This window comes from Streptacidiphilus sp. MAP12-16, from assembly GCF_041262165.1.
Taxonomy (GTDB): domain Bacteria; phylum Actinomycetota; class Actinomycetes; order Streptomycetales; family Streptomycetaceae; genus Streptacidiphilus.
Genome location: NZ_JBGCBY010000021.1, coordinates 117,128 through 139,161 on the forward strand (window position 1 = coordinate 117,128; position 22,034 = coordinate 139,161).

The following is a 22,034-nucleotide window of genomic DNA, read 5'->3' on the forward strand; positions in this document are numbered from 1 at the left end:
CGCATGAACGACTTCCGTGCGGCGGGCCACGCCGCTGTGGACCAGCTGGCGGACTACCTGGGCGGGCTCGCCGACGGACCGGTGTGGCAGGCCATGGACCCGGCCGCCCGCGAGCGGCTGCTCGGACTGGCGTTGCCCGAGCAGGGGAAGGGCCTGACCGAGCTGGTCCGGGAGATCGGCAGCGACGTCCTCCCCTACCCGATGGGCAACGGCCACCCGCGCTTCTTCGGCTGGGTCAACGCCGCACCGGCCCCGGCCGGGGTGCTCGCCACTCTCGCCGCGGCCGCGATGAACCCCAGCTCCGCCGGGGGCGACCACGCCGACGTGCACCTGGAGCGCACCGTGGTGCGCTGGATCGCCGAGCTCGTGGGCTTCCCGCATCCGCCCGGCGCGGGCCTGCTCACCTCGGGCGCGTCGATGGCGACCATCGTCGCCCTCGGCACCGCCCGTAACCGCGCCGCCCGCCTGCTCGGCGTGGACGTCCGCGAGGAGGGCCTGAGCGCGCTTCCGCCGCTGATCGGCTACGTCAGCGCGGAGACCCACTCCTGCGTCCGCAAGGCCGCCGAGCTGCTCGGACTGGGCAGCCGAAACCTGCGCGCCGTCCGCACCGACGCCGCCGGGCACCTCGACCCCGCCGCCCTGCGCGAACAGGTCCGGGCCGACCGCGCCGCCGGACTGCACCCGTTCCTCGCCGTGGCCTCCGCCGGAACCGTGAACACCGGCGCGGTGGACGACCTCGCCGCGATCGCCGACGTGTGCGCCGAGGAGCGGCTGTGGCTGCATGTCGACGGCGCGTACGGCGCCTTCGGTGTGCTCGACCCCGCCGTCGCCCACCGCTACCGCGGCCTCGACCGGGCCGACTCGCTCGCCCTGGACCCGCACAAGTGGCTGCGCGTGCCGGTGGACTGCGGCTGCGTCCTGGTCCGCGACCCGGTCGAGCTGCGCGGCGCCTTCAGCCTGGTCCCCTCCTACCTCCGGGACGAGAACGCGGGCGGCCTCGGCTGGTTCTCCGAGTACGGCATCGAGCAGACCCGGCCGTTCCGCTCGCTCAAGGTCTGGGCCACCCTCGCCGCCTCCGGCCGCGAGGGCATCGCCCGCGACGTCGCGCACTGCACGGCGATGGCCCGCCGCCTCGGTGAACTCGTCAACGCGGAGCCGGACTTGGAGCTGGTCGCTCCGGTCGAGACCTCCATCACCGCCTTCCGCTACGCCCCCGCTGGCGTTCCGGCCGAGGTGCTGGACCAGGTCAACCGGGCGCTGCCGGTGGCGGTCCAGGAGCGCGGGCGCGCCTTCGTCACCGGTACCGTCCTCGGCGGTCACGAGGCGCTGCGGGCCTGCCTGATCAACCCGGCCGTGACCGAGAAGGACCTGGCAGTACTGGTCGAGGAGGTCCGCGCGTCGGGCGCGGACCTCCTCGCCCCGCTCAACGCCTGACTTAGACCGACCGGCAAATGGGGGGCGGCGTCGCGGGCAAGGGGGCACCTCCCGCCCGAAGGGTGGGGGAGGCTCTCGCCTGGCCGGGTTGTCGTCAGTCGCCAGTGCTCCGCAATGGCTCCCTCCTCCGCCCCGCCCAGACTGTCCCCCAAACTTCGTCCGGGGGTGCCCCCTCCCTCGACCCTCCCCCAACCTTCGGCCGGGGGGATCCCCTTCTTCACCCACCCCCCATTTGCCGGTCGGTCTTACTGCGGCGCGGTCGGCGGGCCGGTGACTGCCACCACTCGACCGAGCGACTACTCGACGACGAGCTCGACCGGGATGTTGCCACGGGTGGCGTTGGAGTAGGGGCACACCTGGTGCGCCTTCTCGACCAGTGCCTGGCCGGTCTCGCCGTGGAGCGCGTCCGGGAGCTCGACCCGGAGGACGACGGCGAGACCGAAGCCGCCGTTGCCGTCGCTGCCTATGCCGACCTCAGCGGTGACCGACACCTCGCTGGTGTCGACCTTGGCCTGGCGGCCCACCAGACCGAGCGCGCTCGCGAAGCAGGCGGCGTAGCCCGCCGCGAACAGCTGCTCGGGGTTGGTGCCCTTGCCGTCGCCGCCCAGGGCCGGCGGCATGGCGAGCGCCAGGTCGAGCTGGCCGTCGGAGCTCACGGCGCGGCCTTCGCGTCCGTTGGCCGTGGCGACTGCGGTGTAGAGGGCGTCCATCGGTTTCTCCACTCTGTCTTACTGCCGGTCTTGCTTCTGCCTGGTGACTCTTTCCAGTGATAATAAGAGCACACAATTCAGTTGTGCACAACTAGCTAGTATCCTGGAGGCATGACACCGCGCACCGCAGACGATGCCGCCCCGGCCACCGAGGACCTGCTCCGCCTGGAGCACCAGGTGTGCTTCGCCCTGCACAGCGCCTCCCGCGCCTTCGGCGGCGTCTACCGCGAGGCCCTGCGCGACCTGGATCTGACCTATCCGCAGTACCTGGCCATGCTCACCCTCTGGGAGCACGGCGAACTGCCCGTCAAACGGATCGGCGAGCTGCTCCGGCTCGACTCGGGCACGCTCTCCCCGCTGCTCAAGCGGCTGGAGGCGGCGGGTCTTGTGCAGCGCACCCGTAGCCCGCAGGACGAGCGCTCCGTCCTGGTCCGCCTCACCGCCGCCGGCACCGCGTTGCGCCTCCCGGCCCAGGAAGTGCCGCTGCGGATCGCCGCCACCACCGGCCTCGACCCGGCCGAGCTCCGGGTACTCCACGGGATGTTGCAGCGCCTGACCGACCGCCTGGACGTGACCGGGAGCCCGGCCAACGCAAAATGATCAAAATCCACCGCGCTCCCGTGACAGACTGACGCTGCACACGACCGATATCAGGAGGTCCCCATGGCTGATGACGCAGTGGCCGACAAGGCAGTGGCCGACGCCGCAGCCGGTGACGCGGCGGCACCGAGAGATCCGGAGCAGCAGAGCCCCGAGGACGACGTGAAGCGCAAGTTCCGCGAGGCCCTGGCCCGCAAGAGCGGAACGCAGGCCGACACGGCCGCCGCCGGTGGCAACGGCGAGAAGTCGAAGGTCCACGGCACCCACGGCAAGTCCGGCGGCCAGCGCGACTTCCGCCGCAAGAGCGGCTGACCGGCAGCGGCGACACGACACAGCGGGCGGCAGCCATTCCGGCTGCCGCCCGCCCTTCGCTCATCCGAACACCCGACGGTCGGCGGTCAGCGCCCGACGGTCAGCGGTCAGCGCCCGACGGTCAGCGGTCAGCGCCCGACGGTCGGCGGTCAGCGCCCAGGTCAGCTGTCGTAGTCCAGCCGGACCGTCTCCGAGACCGGCTCCGCCTGGCAGGTCAGCACGTACCCGGCCGCCAACTCCTCCTTCTCCAGGGCGAAGTTGCGGCGCATCCGCACCTCGCCGGAGAGCACCAGCGCACGGCAGGTCCCGCACACCCCTCCCTTGCAGGCGAAGGGGAGATCGGGACGCACCCGCTGGGCGCCCTCGAGCACGGTCGTGCCGTACGGGACGCTCACCGTCGTCTCGCGCCCGTCCAGCCGGACCGTGGCCGTGGCCGAAGGACCGTCGAACGCCGCTTCCTCGTGGTGCAGCGTCGGCGGCCTGCCGTCGACCTCCGCCTCCTCCGCGTAGAACAGCTCCCGATGCACCCGCCCGGCGGGCACTCCGGCCGCGCCGAGTGCCGCCCGAGCGTCCTCGACCATCCCGTACGGTCCGCAGAGCCACCAGTGGTCCACGCCCTCGACGTCCACCAGCGCTTCCACGAGGCGGGCGAACCGTTCGTGGTCGAGCCGGCCGCTGAAGAGCTCCGCCTCGCGCGGCTCGCGGGAGAGCACGTGCACCAACTGGAACCGACCGGTGTGACGGTCCTTCAGGTCGGCGAGCTCGTCGGCGAACATCACGGTGTCGCTGCGCCGGTTGCCGTAGAACAGGGTGACCTGCGAGCGCGGGTCCGCGAGCACGGAGGCCGCGATCGAGAGCACCGGCGTGATCCCCGAGCCCGCCGCGACCAGCACATGATGGCCCGGCCGGTCGAGGTCGGGGGTGAACGTGCCGAGCGGCGGCAGCGCCTCCACGACGTCCCCGACCCGGAGCTCGTTGATCAGCCAGGACGAGAACAGCCCGCCGGGGACCTCGCGCACACCGATCCGCAGCGGCCCGCCCACGGGCGCGCACAGCGAGTACGAGCGCCGTTCCTCACGCCCGTCCACCTCGCGGCGCAGGGTCAGCGACTGCCCGGCCCGGAAGTCGTACTCCCCGGCCTCGTCCGCCGCCGTCACCGGGGGCTCGAAGGTCACGGCCGCCGCGTCCGCGCACAGCCGATCCACCGAGGCGACCCGCAGCGGGCGGAAGGTACGGGGGCGGACGGCCATCACAGCTCCTTGACCTGGTCGAAAGGCTCCCGGCAGGCGCGGCAGCGGCGCAGCGCCGTGCACGCGGTGGCGGAGAACCGGCTGATCTCCTCGGTGTCCGCCGAGCCGCAGTGCGGGCAGGCGACCGGGGCGCGCGTCGGGGAAAGCGTCAGCGGCACGGGGCCGGAGGCGCGGCGGGGCGCCGAGCCCGGCGGGGCGATGCCGTGCTCGATGAGCTTGCGACGTCCCTCCGGGGTGATCCAGTCCGTGCTCCACGGCGGGTCGAGCACGGTACGGATGCGGACCTCGGTGAACCCGGCGGCGCGCAGCCCGGCGTCCAGGGCGGCCCGCATCTCGGCGAGGGCGGGACAGCCGCTGTAGGTGGGCGTGATGCCCGCGGTCACTGCGCCGTCGGCGCCGACCGTGACCTCCCGCAGCACGCCCAGGTCGGCGAGGGTGAGCATGGGCAGCTCCGGGTCGGTGACCGCCTCGGCCACCTCGCGCGCACGCTCCACGGTGGGCGTCCGGTGCAGATCGGTCACCATGTCGCCTCCGGGTCCGCGCGGGCCAGGGACTGGAGTTCCGCGAGCAGCGGGGCCAGGTACGGGGTGTGCTCCCCGGCCCGCCCGGAGCCCGGCGAGGGCGCCGCCAGGGGTTGCGGGAGTCGCGCGGCGTCCAGCACCTCGCGGAGCGTCCGCAGCACCTCGTCACCCACGTCGTCACCCACCGCGCCGCCGTCGGCGAGCAGCAGCTCGTCCAGGTAGGGCCACACCTCGTCGAGACCGCGCCGCATCCTGCGCCGAGACTCGTCCGTGCCGTCGCCGAGCCGGACCGTCCACTGCGCCGCGTGGTCGCGGTGGTAGGTGAGCTCCTGCACGCCCTTGGCGGCGATGGCGGCGAGAACGGGGTCCTGGTCGTCCGTGAGCCGCTGGAACGCCGCCAGTCGCCAGGTGGAGAACAGCAGCAGCCGGGCCATGCACTGGGCGAAGTCGCCGTTGGGGAGCTCCACCAGGCGGACGTTGCGGAAGTCCTCCGGGTCGCGGAAGTAGGCGAGGGCGTCCTCGCCGCGTCCGGCCCCCTCGGCCTGCCCGGCCCGCGCGAGCAGCAGCCGGGCCTGGCCGAGCAGGTCGAGGCCGATGTTGGCGAGGGCGACCTCCTCCTCCAGCTCCGGTGCGCGGGTGCACCACTCGGCCAGCCGCTGGGCGGCGACCAGCGCGTCGTCGCCGAGAGCGAGGCAGCGCGCGGCGAGCGCGGGGGCGTCCACGCCGGATCGCAGCGCGGGGTCGACGCCGTGCAGGGGGTCCTCGAAGCCGGTGCCGAAGGCCCAGCGGGCACCGCCCTCGGGCGAGTTCTCGGCGAGGGAGAGGTAGACGTGATCGTCGCTCATGGCGGCCTTCTTCTCAGGTGACAGGTGAAGGTCAGATGTGCGGGACGTCGTCGGGGATGGCGTAGAACGTCGGGTGCCGGTAGACCTTGTCGCCGCTCGGGGCGAAGAACGGGTCCTTCTCGTCCGGGCTGGAGGCGGTGATGTCGTCGGCCCGGACGACCCAGATGCTGACGCCCTCGTTGCGGCGGGTGTAGACGTCACGGGCGTTGGTGAGGGCCATCCGGGCGTCGGGCGCGTGCAGCGAGCCGACGTGGACGTGGTTGAGTCCGCGCTTGCCGCGCACGAACACCTCGTACAGCGGCCACTCGGCCCGGGGCTTCTGCTCGTTCATACCGTCGCACCTTCCTGGTTCTGCTTCGCGGCGTGAGCCGTCGCGGCCTCCCTGACCCAGGCGCCGTCCTCGTGGGCCTGCCGGCGCCGGGCGATCCGCTCGGTGTTGCAGGGGCCGTCGCCGCTGATGACGCGCTGCAGCTCGCTCCAGTCGGGGGTGCCGAAGTCCCAGCTGCCGCGCTGCTCGTTCCAGCTGAGTTCGGGGTCGGGCAGTCGCACGCCCAGGCGCTCGGCCTGCGGGACCGTCATGTCGACGAAGCGCTGCCGCAGTTCGTCGTTGCTGTGGCGCTTGATCCGCCAGGCCATGGAGCGGGCGCTGTTGGGCGAGTCGCCGTCGGGCGGGCCGAACATCATCAGCGAGGGCCACCACCAGCGGTCCACCGCGTCCTGCACCGCGTCACGCTGCCTTGCCGTGCCGCGCATCATCGTGAGCAGCAGTTCGTAGCCCTGCCGCTGGTGGAAGGACTCCTCCTTGCAGATCCGCACCATCGCGCGCGCGTAGGGGCCGTAGGAGCTCCGGCACAACGGCACCTGGTTGCAGATCGCGGCGCCGTCCACGAACCACCCGATGACGCCGACGTCGGCGAAGCTCAGGGTCGGGTAGTTGAAGATCGAGGAGTACTTCTGCCGCCCGCTGACCAGCCGTTCGGTGAGGTCGGCCCGGTCCACGCCGAGGGTCTCGGCCGCCGAGTAGAGGTAGAGCCCGTGCCCGGCCTCGTCCTGGACCTTGGCGAAGAGGATGGCCTTGCGTCGCAGCGAGGGCGCGCGGGTGATCCACTCGCCCTCCGGCTGCATGCCGATGATCTCGGAGTGGGCGTGCTGGGCGATCTGCCGGACCAGCGTGGCGCGGTAGCCGTCAGGCATCCAGTCGCGGGGTTCGATGCGCTGGTCGCGGGCGACGGTTTCCTCGAAGCGTGCTTCCGGTGAGGTCACGCGTGTCACACCCCCTGGGCGGGTCTGCGGGTCGCGGCGGTGCGACTCCAGATCCAGACTACCGAACGGTCGGTCGGCACTCAAGGCCGGCTCAGCGCCCGTCGCTCCGCGGATTGTCGCCAATGCCTTGCCACCGGTGCCGCAAGCGGCAGGATGGCCCCATGACCTCGATGCCCAAGGGCTCCAATCTCCCCGTACCGACGACCGCGCTGCACGCGGTGGTGAGCTGGCGCACCGACGGGCCGACGCCGGACGTGGACGTGTCCGCTCTGCTGCTCGACGGCTCGGGCAAGGTTCGCTCCGACGCCGACTTCGTCTTCTACAACCAACCGGAGCACGCCTCCGGCGCGGTCAGACACGAGGGCAAGCGGCCCCAGCCCGGCGAGACGATGGACGCGGTGCTGCTGGATCTGCCGCGCGTGGAACCGGCGGTCGACCGGATCGTGGTGGGGGCGTCCGCGGACGGCGGCACCTTCGGCCAGGTGCCGGGGCTGCGCCTGCGGGTGCTGACCCAGGACGGCGGCTGCGTCGCTGAGTTCGACATCGACGGGGCGGGGGCCGAGACGGCGTTTCTGTTCGGTGAGTTCTACCGGCGCAGCGGGGAGTGGAAGTTCCGCGCGGTCGGCCAGGGCTACGCCTCCGGGTTGGCCGGCCTGGCCACCGACTTCGGCATCTCGGTGGACGGCGGGGACTCGGCCCCCACGCCCGCCCCCGCCCCCGCACCCGCACCCGCGCCTCAGGCCGCGCCGGCAGCCGCACCCGCAGCCGCACCCGCCCAGCAGTTCGCTGCCCCGCAGCCCCAACCCCCGGTCGGCTTCGGCCCACCCCCGCCCGGCTACGGCACACCCGTGCCGCAGGCGCCGCCGACGCAGGCCCCTGCAGCGTCTCCCGAGCAGGGCTCCCCGCTCAGCCTCAAGAAGCAGAAGCTCATCTCCCTGGAGAAGCAGCTCGCCGATCGCGGCGACCTCGGTCTGCTCGACCTCACCAAGCGCGCCGCTGTCACCCTGGAGAAGCGCGGCCTGTCCGAGCACACCGCCAGGGTCGCGCTCTGCCTGGACATCTCCGGTTCCATGGGCGGCCTCTACCGCACCGGCAAGGTGCAGGGGCTGGTCGAACGGGTGCTCGCGCTGGGGCTGCGCTTCGACGACAACGCCGAGGTCGACGTCTTCCTGTTCGGCGCCCGCGGCCACGCCGCCGGCGGCGTCGGCCTGGACTCGTACCAGGGCTGGACGGACCGGATGCTCCAGCAGTGGCGGCTGGAAGGCGGGACCGACTACGCCGCCGCGATGCACCTGATCCGGGAGCAGTACTTCGGCTCCGCCGCGCTGCGACAGACCCCGATCTCGGACCGCCAGCCGGTCTACGTCATGTTCGTGACGGACGGCCACACCACCAGCGAGGCAGCGACCCGGGCGCACGTCCTGTCCTCCAGCTACGAGCCGCTGTTCTGGCAGTTCATGGGCATCGGGCGGTCCTCCAAGTCGGTCGACGCCCCGATGACGGCGCCCGAGCCCGAGCCGACCGGCAAGCAGTCGCGGTTCGCCCGGAAGCTGCGGGCCATGTCGGCGAGCTGGGGCGACGGCACCTTCCGCTTCCTCGAAGAACTGGACGACCTGCCCGGCCGCTACGTCGACAACGCGGACTTCTTCTGCGTCCAGGACCCGGCCAACATCAGCGACGAGCAGCTCTACGAACTGATGATGGGCGCGTATCCGGCCTGGTTGCAGAACGCCCGCGCGAAGGGCCTGCTCGTCGACTGACCCCTCTTCTCGTCGACTGTTCCCGCCGACTGATTCCTGTTCGGGCCTGCTTTCAGATGCCTCTGACGTCGCCGCCGCGGGTGCGCAGCACGGCGGCGACGTCCTCGGCGAGTGCCGGCAGGTCGGGCGCGGACAGCGGCGAGACCGTCAGCCGGATCCCGGGCGGTGAGCCCATCCGGAAGCGCGCGCCGGCGGCCACCGCCCACCCCCGCTGCAGCAGCCCGGCGACGGCGGCGGTCTCGTCCGGCACCGGCACCCAGACGTTCAGGCCGCTGCGCCCGTGGCCACGGATCCCGCGCGCGGCGAGTTCGGCGAGCAGCCCGTCCCGCCTGGCCCGGTACGAGGCCGCAGCCGGCGCGGTGTCCTCGGCCTCCCACAGCGCGGCGACCGTGCGCTGCAGCAGATGGCTGACCCAGCCCGCGCCCAGGCGCTGACGGCCGCGGACCCGGTCGACCGTCTCGGCGTCACCGGTGAGGACGGCGACACGCAGGTCGGGGCCGAGGGACTTGGCGGCGGAGCGGACGACTGCCCAGGCCGTCGTGGTCGCGGTTCCGTTCGGGCCCGCGCACAGCGGGTGGAACGGCAGGTCCACGATGCCGTGCCCGTGGTCGTCCTCGACCAGCAGCACGGCCGGGTGCGCGGCCAGCAGCCCGCGCAGCGCGGCGGCTCGCTCGGCGCTCACGGCGGCCCCGGTGGGGTTCTGGGCGCGGCTGGTGACGACGACGGCGCGCGCTCCCTCCTCCAGGGCGCGCGCCACCTCCGCCACGAGCGGGCCCTCGTCGTCGAGAGCGACCGGCACCGCCTTGAGGCCGAGCGCGGGCAGCAGGTCCAGCAGGCTGCCCCAGCCCGGGTCCTCGACGGCGACGGCGTCACCGGGGCGCAGCCGCGCCAGGAAGATCCGCTCGATCGCGTCGAGCGAACCGGAGGCGACGCCGACCGGCGCGGCGGGAACGCTGTCGCCGGCGAACGACGCCTCGGCCAGGGCGCGCAGCCGGGGGTCGAGCGCGGGGCCTCCGTACATCACCGGGTCTGTGGCGTGGGCGAGCGCGGCCTCCCGGACGGCGCGCTCCAGGTCGGGGAGCAGGCTGGTGTCGGGGTTGCCGTCGGAAAGGTCGCGGGTGCCCTGCGGGACCGCGAGCCGCTGCGCGTCGCGCGGGGTCAACGAGGGTCTGGAGCGGATCCGGCTGCCGCGCCGGCCGGCGGTCTCGATCACCCCCCGGTCCCGGAGCAGCCGGTAGGCGGCGGCCACGGTGTTGGGGTTCACCTCCAGCTCGGTCGCCAGTTCGCGCAGCGGGGGCAGGGCCGTCCCGGGCTCCAGCTCACCCGTACCGACCGCGCGTTCGACGTCGGCGGCGATCTCCGTGGCGCGGCGTCCGCGAATCCGATAATCTCCTAGCACAAAGTAGATTATGCACTAGTACATAGCCGTTGTCGACCTTGCTGGAGACCTCATGCTGATCCATCCCTGGGACCGGGGCGCCGACCACGAATGGCGCGCCTGGCTCTCCGGACGCGACTTCGGCCTGCTTGCCGCCAACGGCACCGACGGAGCAGCCCCCGTCCTCGTCCCCACCCACTTCCTCTACGACGGCGCGGACGAGGTGGTCCTGCACCTCGCCCGTCCCAACCCGGTGTGGGCGGCGATCGAGGCCAACCCACGGCTCACCCTGGCCGTCACCGACGACTACGCCTTCGTACCAGGCCCCTGGCGTCCCCCGGCCGGCACCCCGCCCGAGGACGGCGTGCCGACCAGCTACTACGCCTCCGTGCACCTCACCGGGACGGCCACCGTGATCGACAACCCGGCCCTGAAGGCAGCCCTGCTGGACCGTCAGCTCGCACACTTCCAGCCCGACGGCCCTTGCGCACCCATCGTCCCCGGCGAGCCGCCGTTCGGACGGATGCTGTCCGCGATCCGGGGGCTGCGGCTGCAGATCACCGAGGTCAGGCCCAAGTTCAAGTACGACGACAAGCGGGACGCCGAACTGCAGTCGGAGATCGCCGAACGGCTGTCGCGACGGGACCTGCCCCGCGACGACGGGGCCCGGGCCCAACTGCTGCGCCGCAGGGACGCACGCGTCGATTCCTGACACGCGTGCGCTGGGCCGTCCGGGGCAGGCGCCCACCCGGACGGCCGAGGCCCGCGGCCGCGCTGCCGTCCCCGACCGGTCCGCGTTCATAGGCTGGTCGGACGGACCATCAGCTCGGGCCGCCGGCACCGTGTCGGCCCGCCGAACTCCGGGGAGCCTCCACTGACCAGCACCAGGACACCCGACCCCACGGAGTCCGGCGAGGGCAGCCTTGGTCGTGTCATCTTCATCGCCGCCGCGGCGGCCATGGGCGGCTTCCTGTTCGGCTACGACAGCGCGGTCATCAGTGGCGCCGTCACCGGCATCCAGCACCACTTCCGGGTGGGAAACGGCGAGACCGCACTGGTCGTGTCCGCCGCGCTGCTCGGTTCCGCGGCCGGCGCGGCCGGCGCCGGCTGGCTGGCCGACCGTCTCGGCCGGATCAGGGTCATGCAGATGGCGGCCGTGCTCTTCGCCATCAGCGGCGTCGGCTCGATGTTTCCGCCCAACATCTTCGTCCTCGGTGTCTGGCGAGTGGTCGGCGGTGTCGCGATCGGCATGGCCTCGGTCATCGCCCCCGCCTACATCGCCGAGGTCTCGCCGCCCGCCGTACGCGGGCGGCTCGCGTCCTTCCAGCAGGCCGCGATCGTGCTCGGCATCTTCATCTCACAGCTCGTCAACTACGGCCTCAACCAGGGCGCAGGCGGCAGCCCCAACGACCCGATCGCGGGGATCCAGGCATGGCAGTGGATGCTCGGCGTGGAGACGGTTCCGGCGCTCATCTACTTCCTGATGTCCTTCGCGATCCCGGAGTCCCCACGCTTTCTGATCTCCGCCGGCAGGCTCGACCGGGCGCGCCAGGTCCTCGCCGACGTGGAGGGGCCCAACTCCGACGTCGACGCCCGGATCGCGGAGATCCAGCTGGTCATGGCCTCGGAGCACAAGTCGAGGCTGAGCGACCTCCTCGGCGGCCGGTTCGGCCTGCAGACGATCGTCTGGGTCGGCATCGGCGCCTCGGCGTTCCAGCAGTTCGTCGGCATCAACGTGATCTTCTACTACTCCTCCCTGCTCTGGCAGTCGGTGGGGATCAACGCCAGCAACTCGCTGCTGATCAGCGTGTCCACCTCGCTGGTCAACATCGTCGGCACGGTAATCGCCGTCGCTCTGGTCGACCGGGTGGGCCGCCGTCCGCTGGCCCTGACCGGCTCGGCCGGGATGGCCGTCGCGCTGAGCGTCGCCGCCTGGGCGTTCTCGTACCGCAAGGGCACCGGCACCAGCGCCACGCTGCCGAACCTGCAGGCCGGGGTCGCCCTGGCCGCCGCACATGTCTTCGTGCTGTGCTTCGCGTTCTCGTGGGGCGTGGTGGTCTGGGTCCTGCTCGGCGAGATGTTCCCCAACCGGATCAGGGCTTTGGCCCTGTCGGTGGCCGCGTCCGCACAGTGGATCGCAAACTGGGCCATCACCGTCAGCTTCCCGACCATGTCGGACTGGAACCTGTCGGCGACCTATGTCATCTACGCGTGCTTCGCGCTGCTGTCGATCCCCTTCGTCTACTTCTGCATCAAGGAGACCAAGGGACGCACCCTGGAGTCGATGGGCTGACCGCCAGGTTCCAGCCGCTCCAGCCCGCAGGCAGGGTCTCAGAGTTCGGCCTGGACCCGGGCGACCACCGCCTGCGGGTCGACCCCGGCCCCGGCCAGCACCTCCGCGGCCCGGCTGGACGGGTCCGACGCCAGCTCCGCCAGCAGGTCGAGCGCGCCGGGCTCCGCGCCCTCGCGTATCAGCGCCGCCAGCGCGGCGCGTTCCAGCGCCGCCGCCGCGGACCTGCTCCAACCCAGCGGGGCCTGCCGGCGCGGGCGGGGCACGACCGCGCCCTCCCCCGAGCTCCAGTCCCGGCCGAAGCCGATGCTGCGCTGCGCGAGATAGCCCATCAGCCGCGTGGCCTGCGTCGGGAACGGCGCCGCCAGTCCGAGGACCCGGTCGTCGGATTCGAGCAGCGCATGCAGCAGGTGCCCCGTGTCGACCTCGGTGTCGCCGGCGCGTACGGCGCGGCGCCGGGCCCGGGCGGCGACCCGGCCCAGCACACCCGCCTGTTCGAGGCGCTCGACTTCCGCGCCGTGGAGATTCGGGAACACGTGATCCACCACATCGTCAGGGACGGGGCAGGAACGTCGCAGCCCACATCAGCCGACCGCTTCGACGGAAGTCTGCTTCGTAGCGTGACCGCTAGTCAACCCACAGATACGATCTTCCCACCGTCCGGCCTGGCTGGGAGTGCCCTCGGCACTGCTTCCCCAGCTCTGAACACGCCCCCCAACCGCCCCTACCTGGCTAGCTCGGCAGCCATTACGCCAGCTTTCGCCATGCGGCGCACAGGTGCACGGACCGGCGTGCGGCGACCCTCCGCACCCCCGGTCGCTCGCAACCACCGGAGCCTCCGACACGTCCGACACCACAGCGGAATCCCTACCGACCCGTCTCCCCGCTCCGCACCGCCCGGCCGCCCGCTCAGCGCCACTGGAGGCCTCGATAGAACCCACCCCCGTGCAGGTCCGCCCCTTCCCGCCGAAGGCTCCACCAGGCGGCCCCGCGGACCCGTACAACGACCGGCCGCTGCTGTACCTCGACATCGACGGCGTGCTCAACCCCGTCTGCCCGCGCCCCGAGGGCGAGTTCACGGCGCATCAGGTGCACGGCTGCTCGGTACTGATATCCGCGCGTCACGCAGACTGGCTGCGCGAGCTCGCGCAGGTCTACGAGCTGGTCTGGGCCAGCACCTGGGAGGCGTACGCCAACCGCTGCATCGCTCCACTGCTCGGACTGCCGGACCTGCCGGTCGTCCCGGTGGGGCGTCAACCGGGGGGCGACTGGCTGCCGATCGTGCGGCACGCGGCGGGCAGGCCCTTCGCCTGGGTCGACGATCTGATCCCCGAGGCCGTGCTGCGCAGCAGCGCCGCACGCAGGGACCGCCTGCTGCTGCGAGTCGACCCGGGCCAGGGCCTGCGCCGCGACCACGTGAACCGCCTGCTGGGCCACCCCCCGGTGAGATTCAGCCTTCCTCGGCGAGGATGAGGTAGAGCTTCTTGCGGGCGTCCGCGAGCACCGCCAGCGCCTTGGTGCGCTGTTCCGGCGTGCCGGTGACCACGACCTGGCGCAGGGCGTCCCGTACGGCGCCCTCGGCCTGGCCGAACTCCCGGACGATGGACCAGTGTTCACCCTGCCCGGACTCCTCCCACGGAGCCTCGGGCCCGGCCTCGGCCTCGGCCCGGCCGCTCTCGGTGAGTTGGAATAGGCGCTTGCCGCCGGCCTCCTCACTGCTGATCAGCCCCTCCTCCTGCAGCATCTGCAGGGTGGGGTAGACCGATCCCGGGCTCGGCTTCCAGCTGCCGCCGGAGCGTTCCGCGATCTCGCGGATCATCTCGTAGCCGTGCATCGGCCGGTCCTTGAGCAGGGCCAGCAGGGAGGCACGCACATCGCCGCGCCGCGCCCGGCCGCCGTGGCGTCCGCGCCCGCCGGGTCCCCCACCCCGGAACGGTCCGAAGCCGGGACCGAACGGCCCGGGGCCGAACCCGCCGCCGGGCGGCCCGAAGCCGCCGAACGCCGCGCGGCTCTCGGCACCGGGCCCACGGCCCCAGTGCCCGTGCTCTCCCCGCCCACCACGGCCGGGGCGGCCGGGCTGCGCGGGGTCGAAAGGTATTCCTGAACGCATGATCTTCGTTCCTTTCATGAACGACTGTTGTGATGGCTCAACGATATATCGGCATCAGTCGTTCGGCAAGGAATATCGGCGTGCAAAAGTGACCTGTGACAGCGAAGTCGGGGCGCGTCGGTCTCGTCGGTGGGGGAAGCGGGGGGTGGAGCCTGTTCTCGGGCTCGAGCTGGGACACGCCGTTCGAGGCGGTGGAGCCGGTCCGCTGCCGCTGTCGGTCGTCTGAGGCTCGTCACAGGTCACCTTGGACGGCGAAGTCAGTCGATGGTGGGCCTCTGACCTGGTGCGACGGGATTCACTGTCGAGTCAGTTCAAGCCATTGACGAACGCTACGACGTCCTTCAGCCCGGGGTCGTAGCCGTCGGTGGTGTCGACCTCGATCCAGGGGGCATCCAGCGAGACCCGGTCGAACGCGCTGTGGCCCCTTGCTTGCGCGGCCGCGTCGTTCGGTCGAGGGTCCGCATGCGCGCGGCGCAGCGGATTGTCCGCCCTGCGGCGTAGTTGACGCTCCGTCGCGACATCGGGGGCGACTGTGCAGTGAACAATGCGGATCTGCGCCAGCTTCCGGAGGGGCTCCAAGCCGGGTCGCCACAGTCGGTCCTGGAACGCTGCCTCGGCCACGGTCGTCACGCGGGCCCTCAGCAGCAGATCCAGCACACCGAAGAAGGTCGGCAACGTGCGCTGGGTCAGGGCGTCGCCCGGGCTCGGCAGAAACTCCGGGGCGGCATGCACCATGCCTTCCTTGATCTCATCCCGGCAGATCGCCGGGCACCCCACCAGCTTTGCGATCTCGTGCGCAAGGGTGGTCTTGCCTGAACCGGGAGGGCCACTGACGACAACGAGAGTCGGAAGAGAAGTCACCTTCCTAGTCATAGCAAACGGCGTACGCCACTTCGTAGGCCAGACCTCCTGTGAGCGGACAGCGGTATCTCCTGGTCCATGGACAGCCGCTTCCCCCCTCGACGGACAGTTCGTTCGTTCGCCTGCAGGGGTGATGGATGGCTGACCGAGGTGCCGCGATGGGTCGTGCGGTCAGGGGTGTGGGGGGTGTGGGGGCAGTGAGTCGAGGCTGGGTGCTGGTTCGGGCCAGACCAGCAGGATGGGGCAGGGTGCGTGGTCGACGACGAAGCGCGTCGCGGGGCCAAGGCTGCGGGGTCCCAGGTGCTGAGGGTCGCCGTCGCGCGCGCAGATGAGCAGGTCGGCTCCTGCGGCCGCGTGGACGACTTCGCGTTCGGTGCGTCCGTGGGCCTGGAGCCGGGTCGCGGGTCGGCCGAGCCGGTCGGCGGCCGCGTCCAGGAGGGCGGCGGCGGCGCGCTCTGACCGGTCCGCGACCTGGTCACGGGGGTCGCGCCCGGGACGACCTCGACCGAGCAGGCCGACGAAGGCGCCGTGGGCGGCTTCGGCGATGTCGTCGCCGATGACGTGCAGCAGGGTGATATCGGTCCCGGTCGGAATGTGGGTGCGGGCAGCGTCCACTGCGGCTTGCCAGGTGCCCTCGGTGATCCACACGAGCACGGTCACGGTCAACCTCCGATCACCTGCAGCATCGCCCACAGTGCCACAGTGGCCGCCACCAGCGTGGCGGGCACGGTCAACAGGCCGAGGCGGGTGAAGTCGCCCAGGTCCACCTCGGTGTCGTGCGCATGCAGGACGCGCCGCCACAGCAGCGTGGCCAGGGAGCCGACGTAGGTGAGGTTGGGGCCCAGGTTCACCCCGATCAGCGCGGCCAGCACGGGGCCGGGACCGCCGGTGGCCAGGATCGGCAGCAGGGCCAGGATCGCGGGCAAGTTGTTGATCACATTGGCCAGGACGGCGGCCAGGCCAGCAACGGCAAGCAGCGCGGGCAGGCCTACCCCGTGGGGCAGCAGGTGTCCGGCGGCGCTGTTCAGGCCGTTGTCGACCACCGCCTTGACCACGATGCCCAGGGCGAGGACGAACAGGCAGAACAACGGACTGGTCGCGCCCAGTAGGCCAGGCACGGTGGTGCGCTTCTGACCAAGCGCCCGAGCGCCGAGCACGAGCGCGCCGGCCAGCGCGGCCCAGGCCGGGTTGATCCCGGCGAAGGAGGTCACGGCGAACCCGGCCAGGGTCAGCGCGAGGACCACCAGCGTGAACACCGGCACCTCGGGCCGAGCAGCCTGCTGCGGCGGCCGGGCCGGCGTGGTCAGGTCCGCGCGGAAGAAGCGGCGGAACACCACGTACTCGATGCCGATGACCAGCAGCCAGGCCGGGGCCATGAGCGCTGCGAAGCGGGTGAAGGACAGGCCGCTGGCGGTGAACGCGAGCAGGTTGGTCAGGTTGGAGACCGGCAGCAGCAGCGAGGCGGAGTTCGCCAGATGCGCGGTGGCATACACGTGGGGACGCGGACGGGCCCCCACCCGGGCGGCAGTCGCGAAGACCACCGGGGTCAGCAGCACCACGGTCGCGTCCAGGCTGAGGACCGCGGTGATCAGGGAGGCCACCGCGAACATCCCGGCCAGCAGCCGCACCGCGCTGCCCCGGCACGCCCGGGCCACCAGGTCCCCGGCAGTGGTGAACAGGCCTTCGTCCGCACACAACTGTGAAAGGACGAGAACGGCGGCCAGGAAGCCGACCACCGGCAGCAGGGTGCGGGTCTGGGTCCACGCCTGCGAGGGTGAGACCGCGCCGAGTGCGACCACTAGCGCAGCCGCGGGGACCGCCGCAGCCGCCTCGGGCCACCCCTTGGGCCGGGCCACGGCGAACGCCAGCACCCCCAGCAGCACCAGGACGGACACGATCTCGGCGACAGCCGTACTCAGCAGGCACCTCCAGGCTCGCAGCAGCCGCGGCACAACCCCGCGGCCAGCGCATTCGCCCAGGATCGCACCCCCTCCGCGGGTCCACGGCAAAAAGGGTGACGGCGCGACCGGTCTCCCCACCGGTCGCGCCGTCACCCTCCTGGACGGCGACTCGTCTCCGCCGTCGCCCCAACCCCGACTCAGAGGCCGGGGCTCGGCGCCGCGCTACGCGTCAGCAGCGTCGGGTCCCTGCCGGCGCACCTCCTGCACGTGGCTCAGCGCCTCGCGCAGGTCCCCCAGCCAGGCGTCGGCGTTGGCGCCGACCTGCCGTACGCACCAGGCCAGCGCCTCGCTGCGGCTGCGGGCGACACCGCCCGCGACCAGGGTGTCCAGCACCTTCCGCTCGGGCTGCCGCAGCCTGGTCATGGCCGGGACGCCGAGGGTCGTGAACATCACCCGCTTCCCCTCGTACTCCACGCCCCAGGAGACCTTGCGCCCGTAGCGCTGCTCCGCCTCCCTGGCGACCGCGATCCGATCCCGGCGCGTGCGCTCCCTGAACTCGTCGACCGCTTGCTCGGCCGACTCACCTGCCGCGATCCGGCCGACCACCGTGATCTCCTCACGGTCGACCTCGATCTCCGGCGCTTCCTCGAACAGCCCCTCGGGGAGCCGCTCGGCGAACCATGCCGCCAGCTTCTCCCCGGTCTTCCCGCTACCACTCATGCAATCATGATTACACCATTACAGAGCTATGGGCATGGCTGATCCCGCGCCGACTGCTGAGCCGTCAGCGAACAGAGACCATGCTTACGGCCTGCCGTTAGGTCGGCAGCCAGCTGACGTGCCCGGCCAGCAGGACGTAGCCCACAAAAGCGACCGTGTCGATCAGGGTGTGGGCGATGGCCAGCGGGGCCACCCGGCGCCAGCGCCGGTACAGCAGGCAGAAGATCACGCCCATCACCACGTTGCCGACGAAGCCGCCCACCCCCTGGTAGAGGTGGTACGAGCCGCGCAGCAGCGAGCTCGCCGCCACGGCGGCGGGCCAGGACCAGCCGAGCTGGTTCAACCTGCGCAGCAGGTAGCCGACCACGATGACCTCCTCCACCACCGCGTTCTGCGCGGCCGAGAGGATCAGCACCGGAATGCGCCACCACACGTCGGGCAGTCCGCTGGGCACCACGGTGAGGTTGGCGCCGGACGCCCGCGCCGCCAGGTAGAGCATCAGCCCGGAGCCCCCGATCCCGGCGGCGACCACGAACCCGCGCCCCAGATCGGACCAGCGATGGGTCAGGTCGAATCCCAGGGCCCGCAGCGACGAGCCCTCGCGCAGCAGCAGGTGCGCCACCAGCGCCACCGGAACCAGCGCCGTGGCGATGTCGAACAGGTGCCAGGTCAGATCGAGCCATGGGCGTCCTGGCGCCAGCGAGCCGTTGAGGGTGGCGGTCTGCGCCTTGAGCGTGGCGGGCGCGGTGAGCGAGCCGGCGAAGCTGATCAGCGCGCTCACCCCGCTGGCTCCCAGGGACAGCGCGAGGACGATCACCGTCTCCTGCCCCAGCAGTCGGCGGGATTGGCCGGCCGGAGCCGGCAGGGTTTCGGTGGTGGTCACGGCGGTGTCTCCGACACGGGCGGGGCGGGGCGATGCGAAACGATCGATTCGGACGATCATCCCACAGGCCCCATCCGCTGCGGGGCTCCGCACAGCGGCCGGACCCGGCCCACGCCCGCGCTCAGCGCACCGGCCAGGTGTGCACCGGGTCCCCTGTCCGCATCAGCTCCATGTAACGCCCGGTCATGGCCACCAGCGCTGACCTACGGTCCAGCCCCGTACGCTCGCGCAGGTCGTGGAACACGGCGCTCTGCCAGGACGCCCCGTTGGCGTTGCGGACGCACCGCTGCTCCACGATGCCCAGGTAGCGGTCCCGGTCCAGCGGCTCCACCCCCCAGGCGTCCAGTCCCTGGTAGGCCAGCGGGAGCAGTTCCTCCAGCACCAGCTCCCGCACGGGAACCCGGGAGACCCCGCCGCCGGCCCGCACGCCGGGCCCGCGCGACCCGAAACGCCCGGCGCGCGGCCACCACAGTTCCGCCTCCAGGCCCCAGCGGGCGGCCACATGGAAGTTCTCGGCGGCGAGTTCGAACGGAAGCCGGTTCCACACCGGCCGCGGCTGGTCGGCGAGCGAGCGCACCAGACCGTAGTAGAAGGCCGCATTCGCAAGGGTGTCGACCACGGTCGGCCCGGCCGGCAGCGCCCGGTTCTCCACCCGCAGGTGCGGGACGCCGTCGGTGACGTCGTACACCGGGCGGTTCCAGCGGTAGATCGTCCCGTTGTGCAGCCGCATCTCGCGCAGCGCAGGGATGCCGCCCGCCGCCAGCACCTTGAGCGGGTCCTCGTCGTCGCAGATGGTGAGGAGTCCGGGGAAGTAGCGGACGTTCTCCTCGAACAGGTCCATCACGGAGTCGATCCAGCGCTCGCCGAACCAGGTGATCGGCCGCACCCCCTGGACCTTGAGTTCGTCAGGCCGCGTGTCGCACGCCTGCTCGAAGAGAATCGGCCGGGTCTCCCGCCAGAGCTCCCGTTCGAACAGGAACGGCGAGTTGGCCCCGAGCGCGAGCTGCGGGCCCACCAGCGCCTGAGCCGCGTTCCAGACGCTGGCGAAGCGGCTCGGCGTCACCTGCAGGTGCAGCTGCATCGAGGTGCAGGCAGCCTCCGCGACGATGGACACGTTCGACACCCGCAGCCGTTCCACGCCCTCGATGTCCAGGGCGATGTCCTCGCCCCGCGCCGCCAGGATGCGGTCGTTGAGCAGGTGGTACCGGTCGCCGTGCGACATATTGTCCAGCACCGCGTCGTCGCTGGTCAGGGTGGGCAGGATGCCGACGGTGACGATCCGCGCCCCGACCTCGGCGGCCTTGCGGTCCGCGTAGCGCAGCCCGATGTCGATCTCCTCGCGCAGCTCCTCGAAGACCCGGCCGCCGAGGCGGTGCGGGGCGATGTTGACCTCGATGTTGAACTGACCCAGCTCGGTCTGGAAGTCACCGCTGGCGATGGCCGCGAGCACCTGCTCGTTGAGCATGGCCGGGCGCCCCGCCTCGTCTGCGAGATTGAGTTCGATCTCCAGGCCCATCACCGCCTGGGGACGGGCGAAGCGGCGCTCGCCGAGCATCAGCTCCAGGGCTTCGAGGCACTGCTTCAGCTTCCTGCGGTAGAGCTGGCGGTCAGCCAGGTCGGATACTCCGGCCGCGACCTTCTCCCCCATGAGCGACATCCTCCTCGGTCGACCGCACGCCGTGGGTCCCTCCCGGCTGAGGCATCATGCCCAGCCCGGGAGATCGATAGCCCGGCGCCCGGGCATGTGCCAACACCCTCTTGCGTACACGAACGTCCGAGAAGGTCCCTTGCGGCCGCACACGGTGCGTAGTAGAAGAGTCACGGCGCGCACCCGTTCGTATAGACTTGCCCCACAACCGGTACGAGTTGCACCGCCTCGGCGGCCACGCGCCGTACCGGGTGGTCGGGCCGTCCGCAACAGCCCCGAACCACGACCCCAGGCCCTGAAGCAGCAGTCAGAACCTGCCGGCCCAGCAACCCGGCTCAGCACCGTCCGGTACCAAGCGGCACCGCCTCATCGCACCTGAGCTCTCCGGACCCCCGGCCCTCGCCCCGCGTCGGTGGCCCCTCGGCACGTCCCCCGCACCGCCTGTCTCTGCCCCGAGAGGCGAATCCATGTCCTTGTCGATGCCCCAGCCCCCAGCCGCCGCCCTCCGCGCCGTCCTCGGCGCGCTGGACTCCCCGAACGCCGTTCGCGCCGTCCGCACCGCGGCCATGCGACGCCGGACCGGGGTGCTGGCCCCGGCGAACCCGCTTCCGGTCCACCTGCTCGACCCCATGGCGGCGCTTCCCGGCCCCGCGCTGGCCGGGGCCCGGCGCACCGGCTGGCGCTTCCTGATCCAGGACGGCGACGAGGTCGTCGCCGCGGCGGACACCCGCGAGTGCACCGAGGGTCAGGTGTTCTCCCACTTCGCTGAGGGGCCCTACCCGCTGTCCACCCTGCGCGCCCTGCAGCAGGCCAAACAGCACACGGCGAGCTCACCCACCGTGTACCTGCCGCGCCTGCTCTCCGTACCCGGCCACTACATGGCCGCGCTCTGGTTGCACCCCGTGCTCGACCGGGCACAGAGCGCCGACCTGCTGATTCCGCTCGCCCCCGCGCCGCTCGGGGTCACCGCCCATCGGCCTCACGACGCCGACGAGCTGCTGTCCCTGCTCGCCCTCAGTAACGGACAGTTGCTCACGGCTACGCACTGACTCTGCGTATCACCCGAAGTGACCATGCCCGGCATGGTCACTTCGGTGCGTTCCGAGGCCGGTCGGGATCCAAACGGGTGGTCCGTGCCAGAGACCGGTGACGCATGTCACCAAATGGCTGCGGGAGCGTCCCTGTCCATCGACACTGGGAACCAGCGCGGGCGGCTTCAGCCTCTACCCGAGAAGCAGGCGGTTCACACCTCCGAAGCGGACCGCGCCGTGATCGGAAACTTCGAATCGAGGGTACGCGCTATGTGCCAGCACCATCCTGACTGCCCGTCGGCCGATTCCCCGGACCGTGAGGCCGCCGTCGTCGTGGCGAGTCACCCCGAACAGGGCTGGAGCCTGCTGTGCAACGGCGTCCTGCTCTTCGAGGACACCGGCGAGATTCTCCCCGACGGCCGGGTGATCGCCCCCCACCGTCCGCTGGCCAAGGTGGCCTGAAACAACGCGCGACGAGGGGCCGCCACCGAACAGTTCGGTGGCGGCCCCTCGTCGT

Annotated in this window: 24 protein-coding genes; 9 read left to right on the forward strand and 15 right to left on the reverse strand. The window is 71.8% G+C overall.

The genetic code is table 11. The features are described 5' to 3' along the window. Positions 1–3 precede the first annotated feature (3 nt). A complete protein-coding gene (locus tag ABIA33_RS25945) occupies positions 4–1,434 on the forward strand; it encodes an aspartate aminotransferase family protein (protein WP_370084895.1) in 1,431 nt (476 codons plus the stop codon). 296 nt (positions 1,435–1,730) lie between these two features. On the opposite strand, the gene ABIA33_RS25950 is transcribed toward ABIA33_RS25945, so the two are convergent. Further along, the gene (locus tag ABIA33_RS25950) at positions 1,731–2,144 is read right to left on the reverse strand and encodes an organic hydroperoxide resistance protein (RefSeq protein WP_370084896.1); all 414 of its coding nucleotides are present in this window, start codon (positions 2,142–2,144) and stop codon (positions 1,731–1,733) included. Positions 2,145–2,255: 111 nt separating this feature from the next. Between ABIA33_RS25950 and ABIA33_RS25955 the strand changes: the two genes are divergently transcribed. Further along, positions 2,256–2,744, forward strand: coding sequence for a MarR family winged helix-turn-helix transcriptional regulator (locus tag ABIA33_RS25955; RefSeq protein WP_370084897.1), 489 nt, complete (start codon positions 2,256–2,258; stop codon positions 2,742–2,744). Between the two features lie 63 nt (positions 2,745–2,807). After that, positions 2,808–3,056 carry a DUF5302 domain-containing protein gene (locus tag ABIA33_RS25960; RefSeq protein WP_370084898.1) on the forward strand — a complete coding sequence of 83 codons (249 nt, stop codon included), beginning with the start codon at positions 2,808–2,810 and terminating at the stop codon, positions 3,054–3,056. 161 nt (positions 3,057–3,217) lie between these two features. Here the strand turns inward: ABIA33_RS25960 and paaE are convergent, their stop codons facing one another. Genes paaE through paaA form a run of 5 tightly spaced genes read right to left on the reverse strand, consistent with a single transcriptional unit; the run spans position 3,218 to position 6,935 of the window. After that, positions 3,218–4,306: a 1,2-phenylacetyl-CoA epoxidase subunit PaaE gene (gene paaE / locus ABIA33_RS25965; protein WP_370084899.1), complete on the reverse strand. Its 1,089-nt coding sequence runs from the start codon at positions 4,304–4,306 to the stop codon at positions 3,218–3,220. After that, positions 4,306–4,830: a 1,2-phenylacetyl-CoA epoxidase subunit PaaD gene (gene paaD / locus ABIA33_RS25970; RefSeq protein WP_370084900.1), complete on the reverse strand. Its 525-nt coding sequence runs from the start codon at positions 4,828–4,830 to the stop codon at positions 4,306–4,308. The genes paaE and paaD overlap by 1 nt, the downstream gene beginning before the upstream one ends. Further along, a complete protein-coding gene (gene paaC / locus ABIA33_RS25975; protein WP_370084901.1) occupies positions 4,824–5,672 on the reverse strand; it encodes a 1,2-phenylacetyl-CoA epoxidase subunit PaaC in 849 nt (282 codons plus the stop codon). Before paaC ends, paaD begins: the two co-directional genes overlap by 7 nt. A 31-nt stretch (positions 5,673–5,703) precedes the next feature. Beyond that, entirely contained in the window at positions 5,704–6,003 is a 300-nt protein-coding gene (gene paaB, locus ABIA33_RS25980; protein ID WP_370084902.1) for a 1,2-phenylacetyl-CoA epoxidase subunit PaaB, read from the reverse strand. Further along, a complete protein-coding gene (gene paaA, locus ABIA33_RS25985; protein ID WP_370084904.1) occupies positions 6,000–6,935 on the reverse strand; it encodes a 1,2-phenylacetyl-CoA epoxidase subunit PaaA in 936 nt (311 codons plus the stop codon). The genes paaB and paaA overlap by 4 nt, the downstream gene beginning before the upstream one ends. A gap of 161 nt (positions 6,936–7,096) precedes the next feature. On the opposite strand from paaA, the gene ABIA33_RS25990 reads away from it, so the two are divergent. After that, positions 7,097–8,695 carry a VWA domain-containing protein gene (locus ABIA33_RS25990; RefSeq protein WP_370084906.1) on the forward strand — a complete coding sequence of 533 codons (1,599 nt, stop codon included), beginning with the start codon at positions 7,097–7,099 and terminating at the stop codon, positions 8,693–8,695. Between the two features lie 52 nt (positions 8,696–8,747). Here ABIA33_RS25990 and ABIA33_RS25995 read toward each other — a convergent pair whose 3' ends face one another. Further along, the gene (locus ABIA33_RS25995; protein WP_370084907.1) at positions 8,748–10,094 is read right to left on the reverse strand and encodes an aminotransferase class I/II-fold pyridoxal phosphate-dependent enzyme; all 1,347 of its coding nucleotides are present in this window, start codon (positions 10,092–10,094) and stop codon (positions 8,748–8,750) included. Positions 10,095–10,146: 52 nt separating this feature from the next. Between ABIA33_RS25995 and ABIA33_RS26000 the strand changes: the two genes are divergently transcribed. After that, entirely contained in the window at positions 10,147–10,785 is a 639-nt protein-coding gene (locus ABIA33_RS26000; protein WP_370084908.1) for an FMN-binding negative transcriptional regulator, read from the forward strand. A 162-nt stretch (positions 10,786–10,947) separates the two neighbouring features. Continuing rightward, positions 10,948–12,366 carry a sugar porter family MFS transporter gene (locus ABIA33_RS26005; protein ID WP_370084944.1) on the forward strand — a complete coding sequence of 473 codons (1,419 nt, stop codon included), beginning with the start codon at positions 10,948–10,950 and terminating at the stop codon, positions 12,364–12,366. A 38-nt stretch (positions 12,367–12,404) separates the two neighbouring features. Here the strand turns inward: ABIA33_RS26005 and ABIA33_RS26010 are convergent, their stop codons facing one another. Continuing rightward, the gene (locus tag ABIA33_RS26010; RefSeq protein ID WP_370084910.1) at positions 12,405–12,899 is read right to left on the reverse strand and encodes a Clp protease N-terminal domain-containing protein; all 495 of its coding nucleotides are present in this window, start codon (positions 12,897–12,899) and stop codon (positions 12,405–12,407) included. A 409-nt stretch (positions 12,900–13,308) separates the two neighbouring features. Here ABIA33_RS26010 and ABIA33_RS26015 point away from each other — a divergent pair, with 409 nt between their 5' ends. Continuing rightward, complete coding sequence (locus tag ABIA33_RS26015) at positions 13,309–13,836, forward strand: HAD domain-containing protein (RefSeq protein ID WP_370084912.1); 528 nt, start codon at positions 13,309–13,311, stop codon at positions 13,834–13,836. Here the strand turns inward: ABIA33_RS26015 and ABIA33_RS26020 are convergent. The 7 genes from ABIA33_RS26020 to ABIA33_RS26050 form a co-directional block, all read right to left on the reverse strand. Continuing rightward, the gene (locus ABIA33_RS26020) at positions 13,814–14,473 is read right to left on the reverse strand and encodes a PadR family transcriptional regulator (RefSeq protein WP_370084913.1); all 660 of its coding nucleotides are present in this window, start codon (positions 14,471–14,473) and stop codon (positions 13,814–13,816) included. The genes ABIA33_RS26015 and ABIA33_RS26020 overlap by 23 nt on opposite strands. Before the next feature lie 306 nt (positions 14,474–14,779). After that, positions 14,780–15,334, reverse strand: coding sequence for an AAA family ATPase (locus ABIA33_RS26025; RefSeq protein ID WP_370084914.1), 555 nt, complete (start codon positions 15,332–15,334; stop codon positions 14,780–14,782). Positions 15,335–15,505: 171 nt separating this feature from the next. Continuing rightward, positions 15,506–15,994 (reverse strand): universal stress protein, encoded by a 489-nt coding sequence (locus ABIA33_RS26030; protein ID WP_370084915.1) that lies wholly within the window; start codon positions 15,992–15,994, stop codon positions 15,506–15,508. Positions 15,995–15,996: 2 nt separating this feature from the next. Continuing rightward, entirely contained in the window at positions 15,997–17,232 is a 1,236-nt protein-coding gene (locus tag ABIA33_RS26035) for an SLC13 family permease (RefSeq protein ID WP_370084946.1), read from the reverse strand. 225 nt (positions 17,233–17,457) lie between these two features. After that, on the reverse strand, positions 17,458–17,955 hold the full coding sequence (locus ABIA33_RS26040) for a hypothetical protein (RefSeq protein ID WP_370084917.1): 498 nt from the start codon (positions 17,953–17,955) through the stop codon (positions 17,458–17,460). 97 nt (positions 17,956–18,052) lie between these two features. Beyond that, positions 18,053–18,838: a CPBP family intramembrane glutamic endopeptidase gene (locus tag ABIA33_RS26045; protein ID WP_370084919.1), complete on the reverse strand. Its 786-nt coding sequence runs from the start codon at positions 18,836–18,838 to the stop codon at positions 18,053–18,055. Between the two features lie 121 nt (positions 18,839–18,959). Next, positions 18,960–20,486: a glutamate--cysteine ligase gene (locus tag ABIA33_RS26050; RefSeq protein WP_370084920.1), complete on the reverse strand. Its 1,527-nt coding sequence runs from the start codon at positions 20,484–20,486 to the stop codon at positions 18,960–18,962. A 467-nt stretch (positions 20,487–20,953) separates the two neighbouring features. On the opposite strand from ABIA33_RS26050, the gene ABIA33_RS26055 reads away from it, so the two are divergent. Together ABIA33_RS26055 and ABIA33_RS26060 are read left to right on the forward strand one after the other, a co-directional pair. Further along, on the forward strand, positions 20,954–21,535 hold the full coding sequence (locus ABIA33_RS26055) for a hypothetical protein (protein ID WP_370084921.1): 582 nt from the start codon (positions 20,954–20,956) through the stop codon (positions 21,533–21,535). A gap of 252 nt (positions 21,536–21,787) precedes the next feature. Further along, positions 21,788–21,979 carry a DUF5999 family protein gene (locus tag ABIA33_RS26060; RefSeq protein ID WP_370084922.1) on the forward strand — a complete coding sequence of 64 codons (192 nt, stop codon included), beginning with the start codon at positions 21,788–21,790 and terminating at the stop codon, positions 21,977–21,979. The last annotated feature ends 55 nt before the right edge of the window (positions 21,980–22,034 follow it).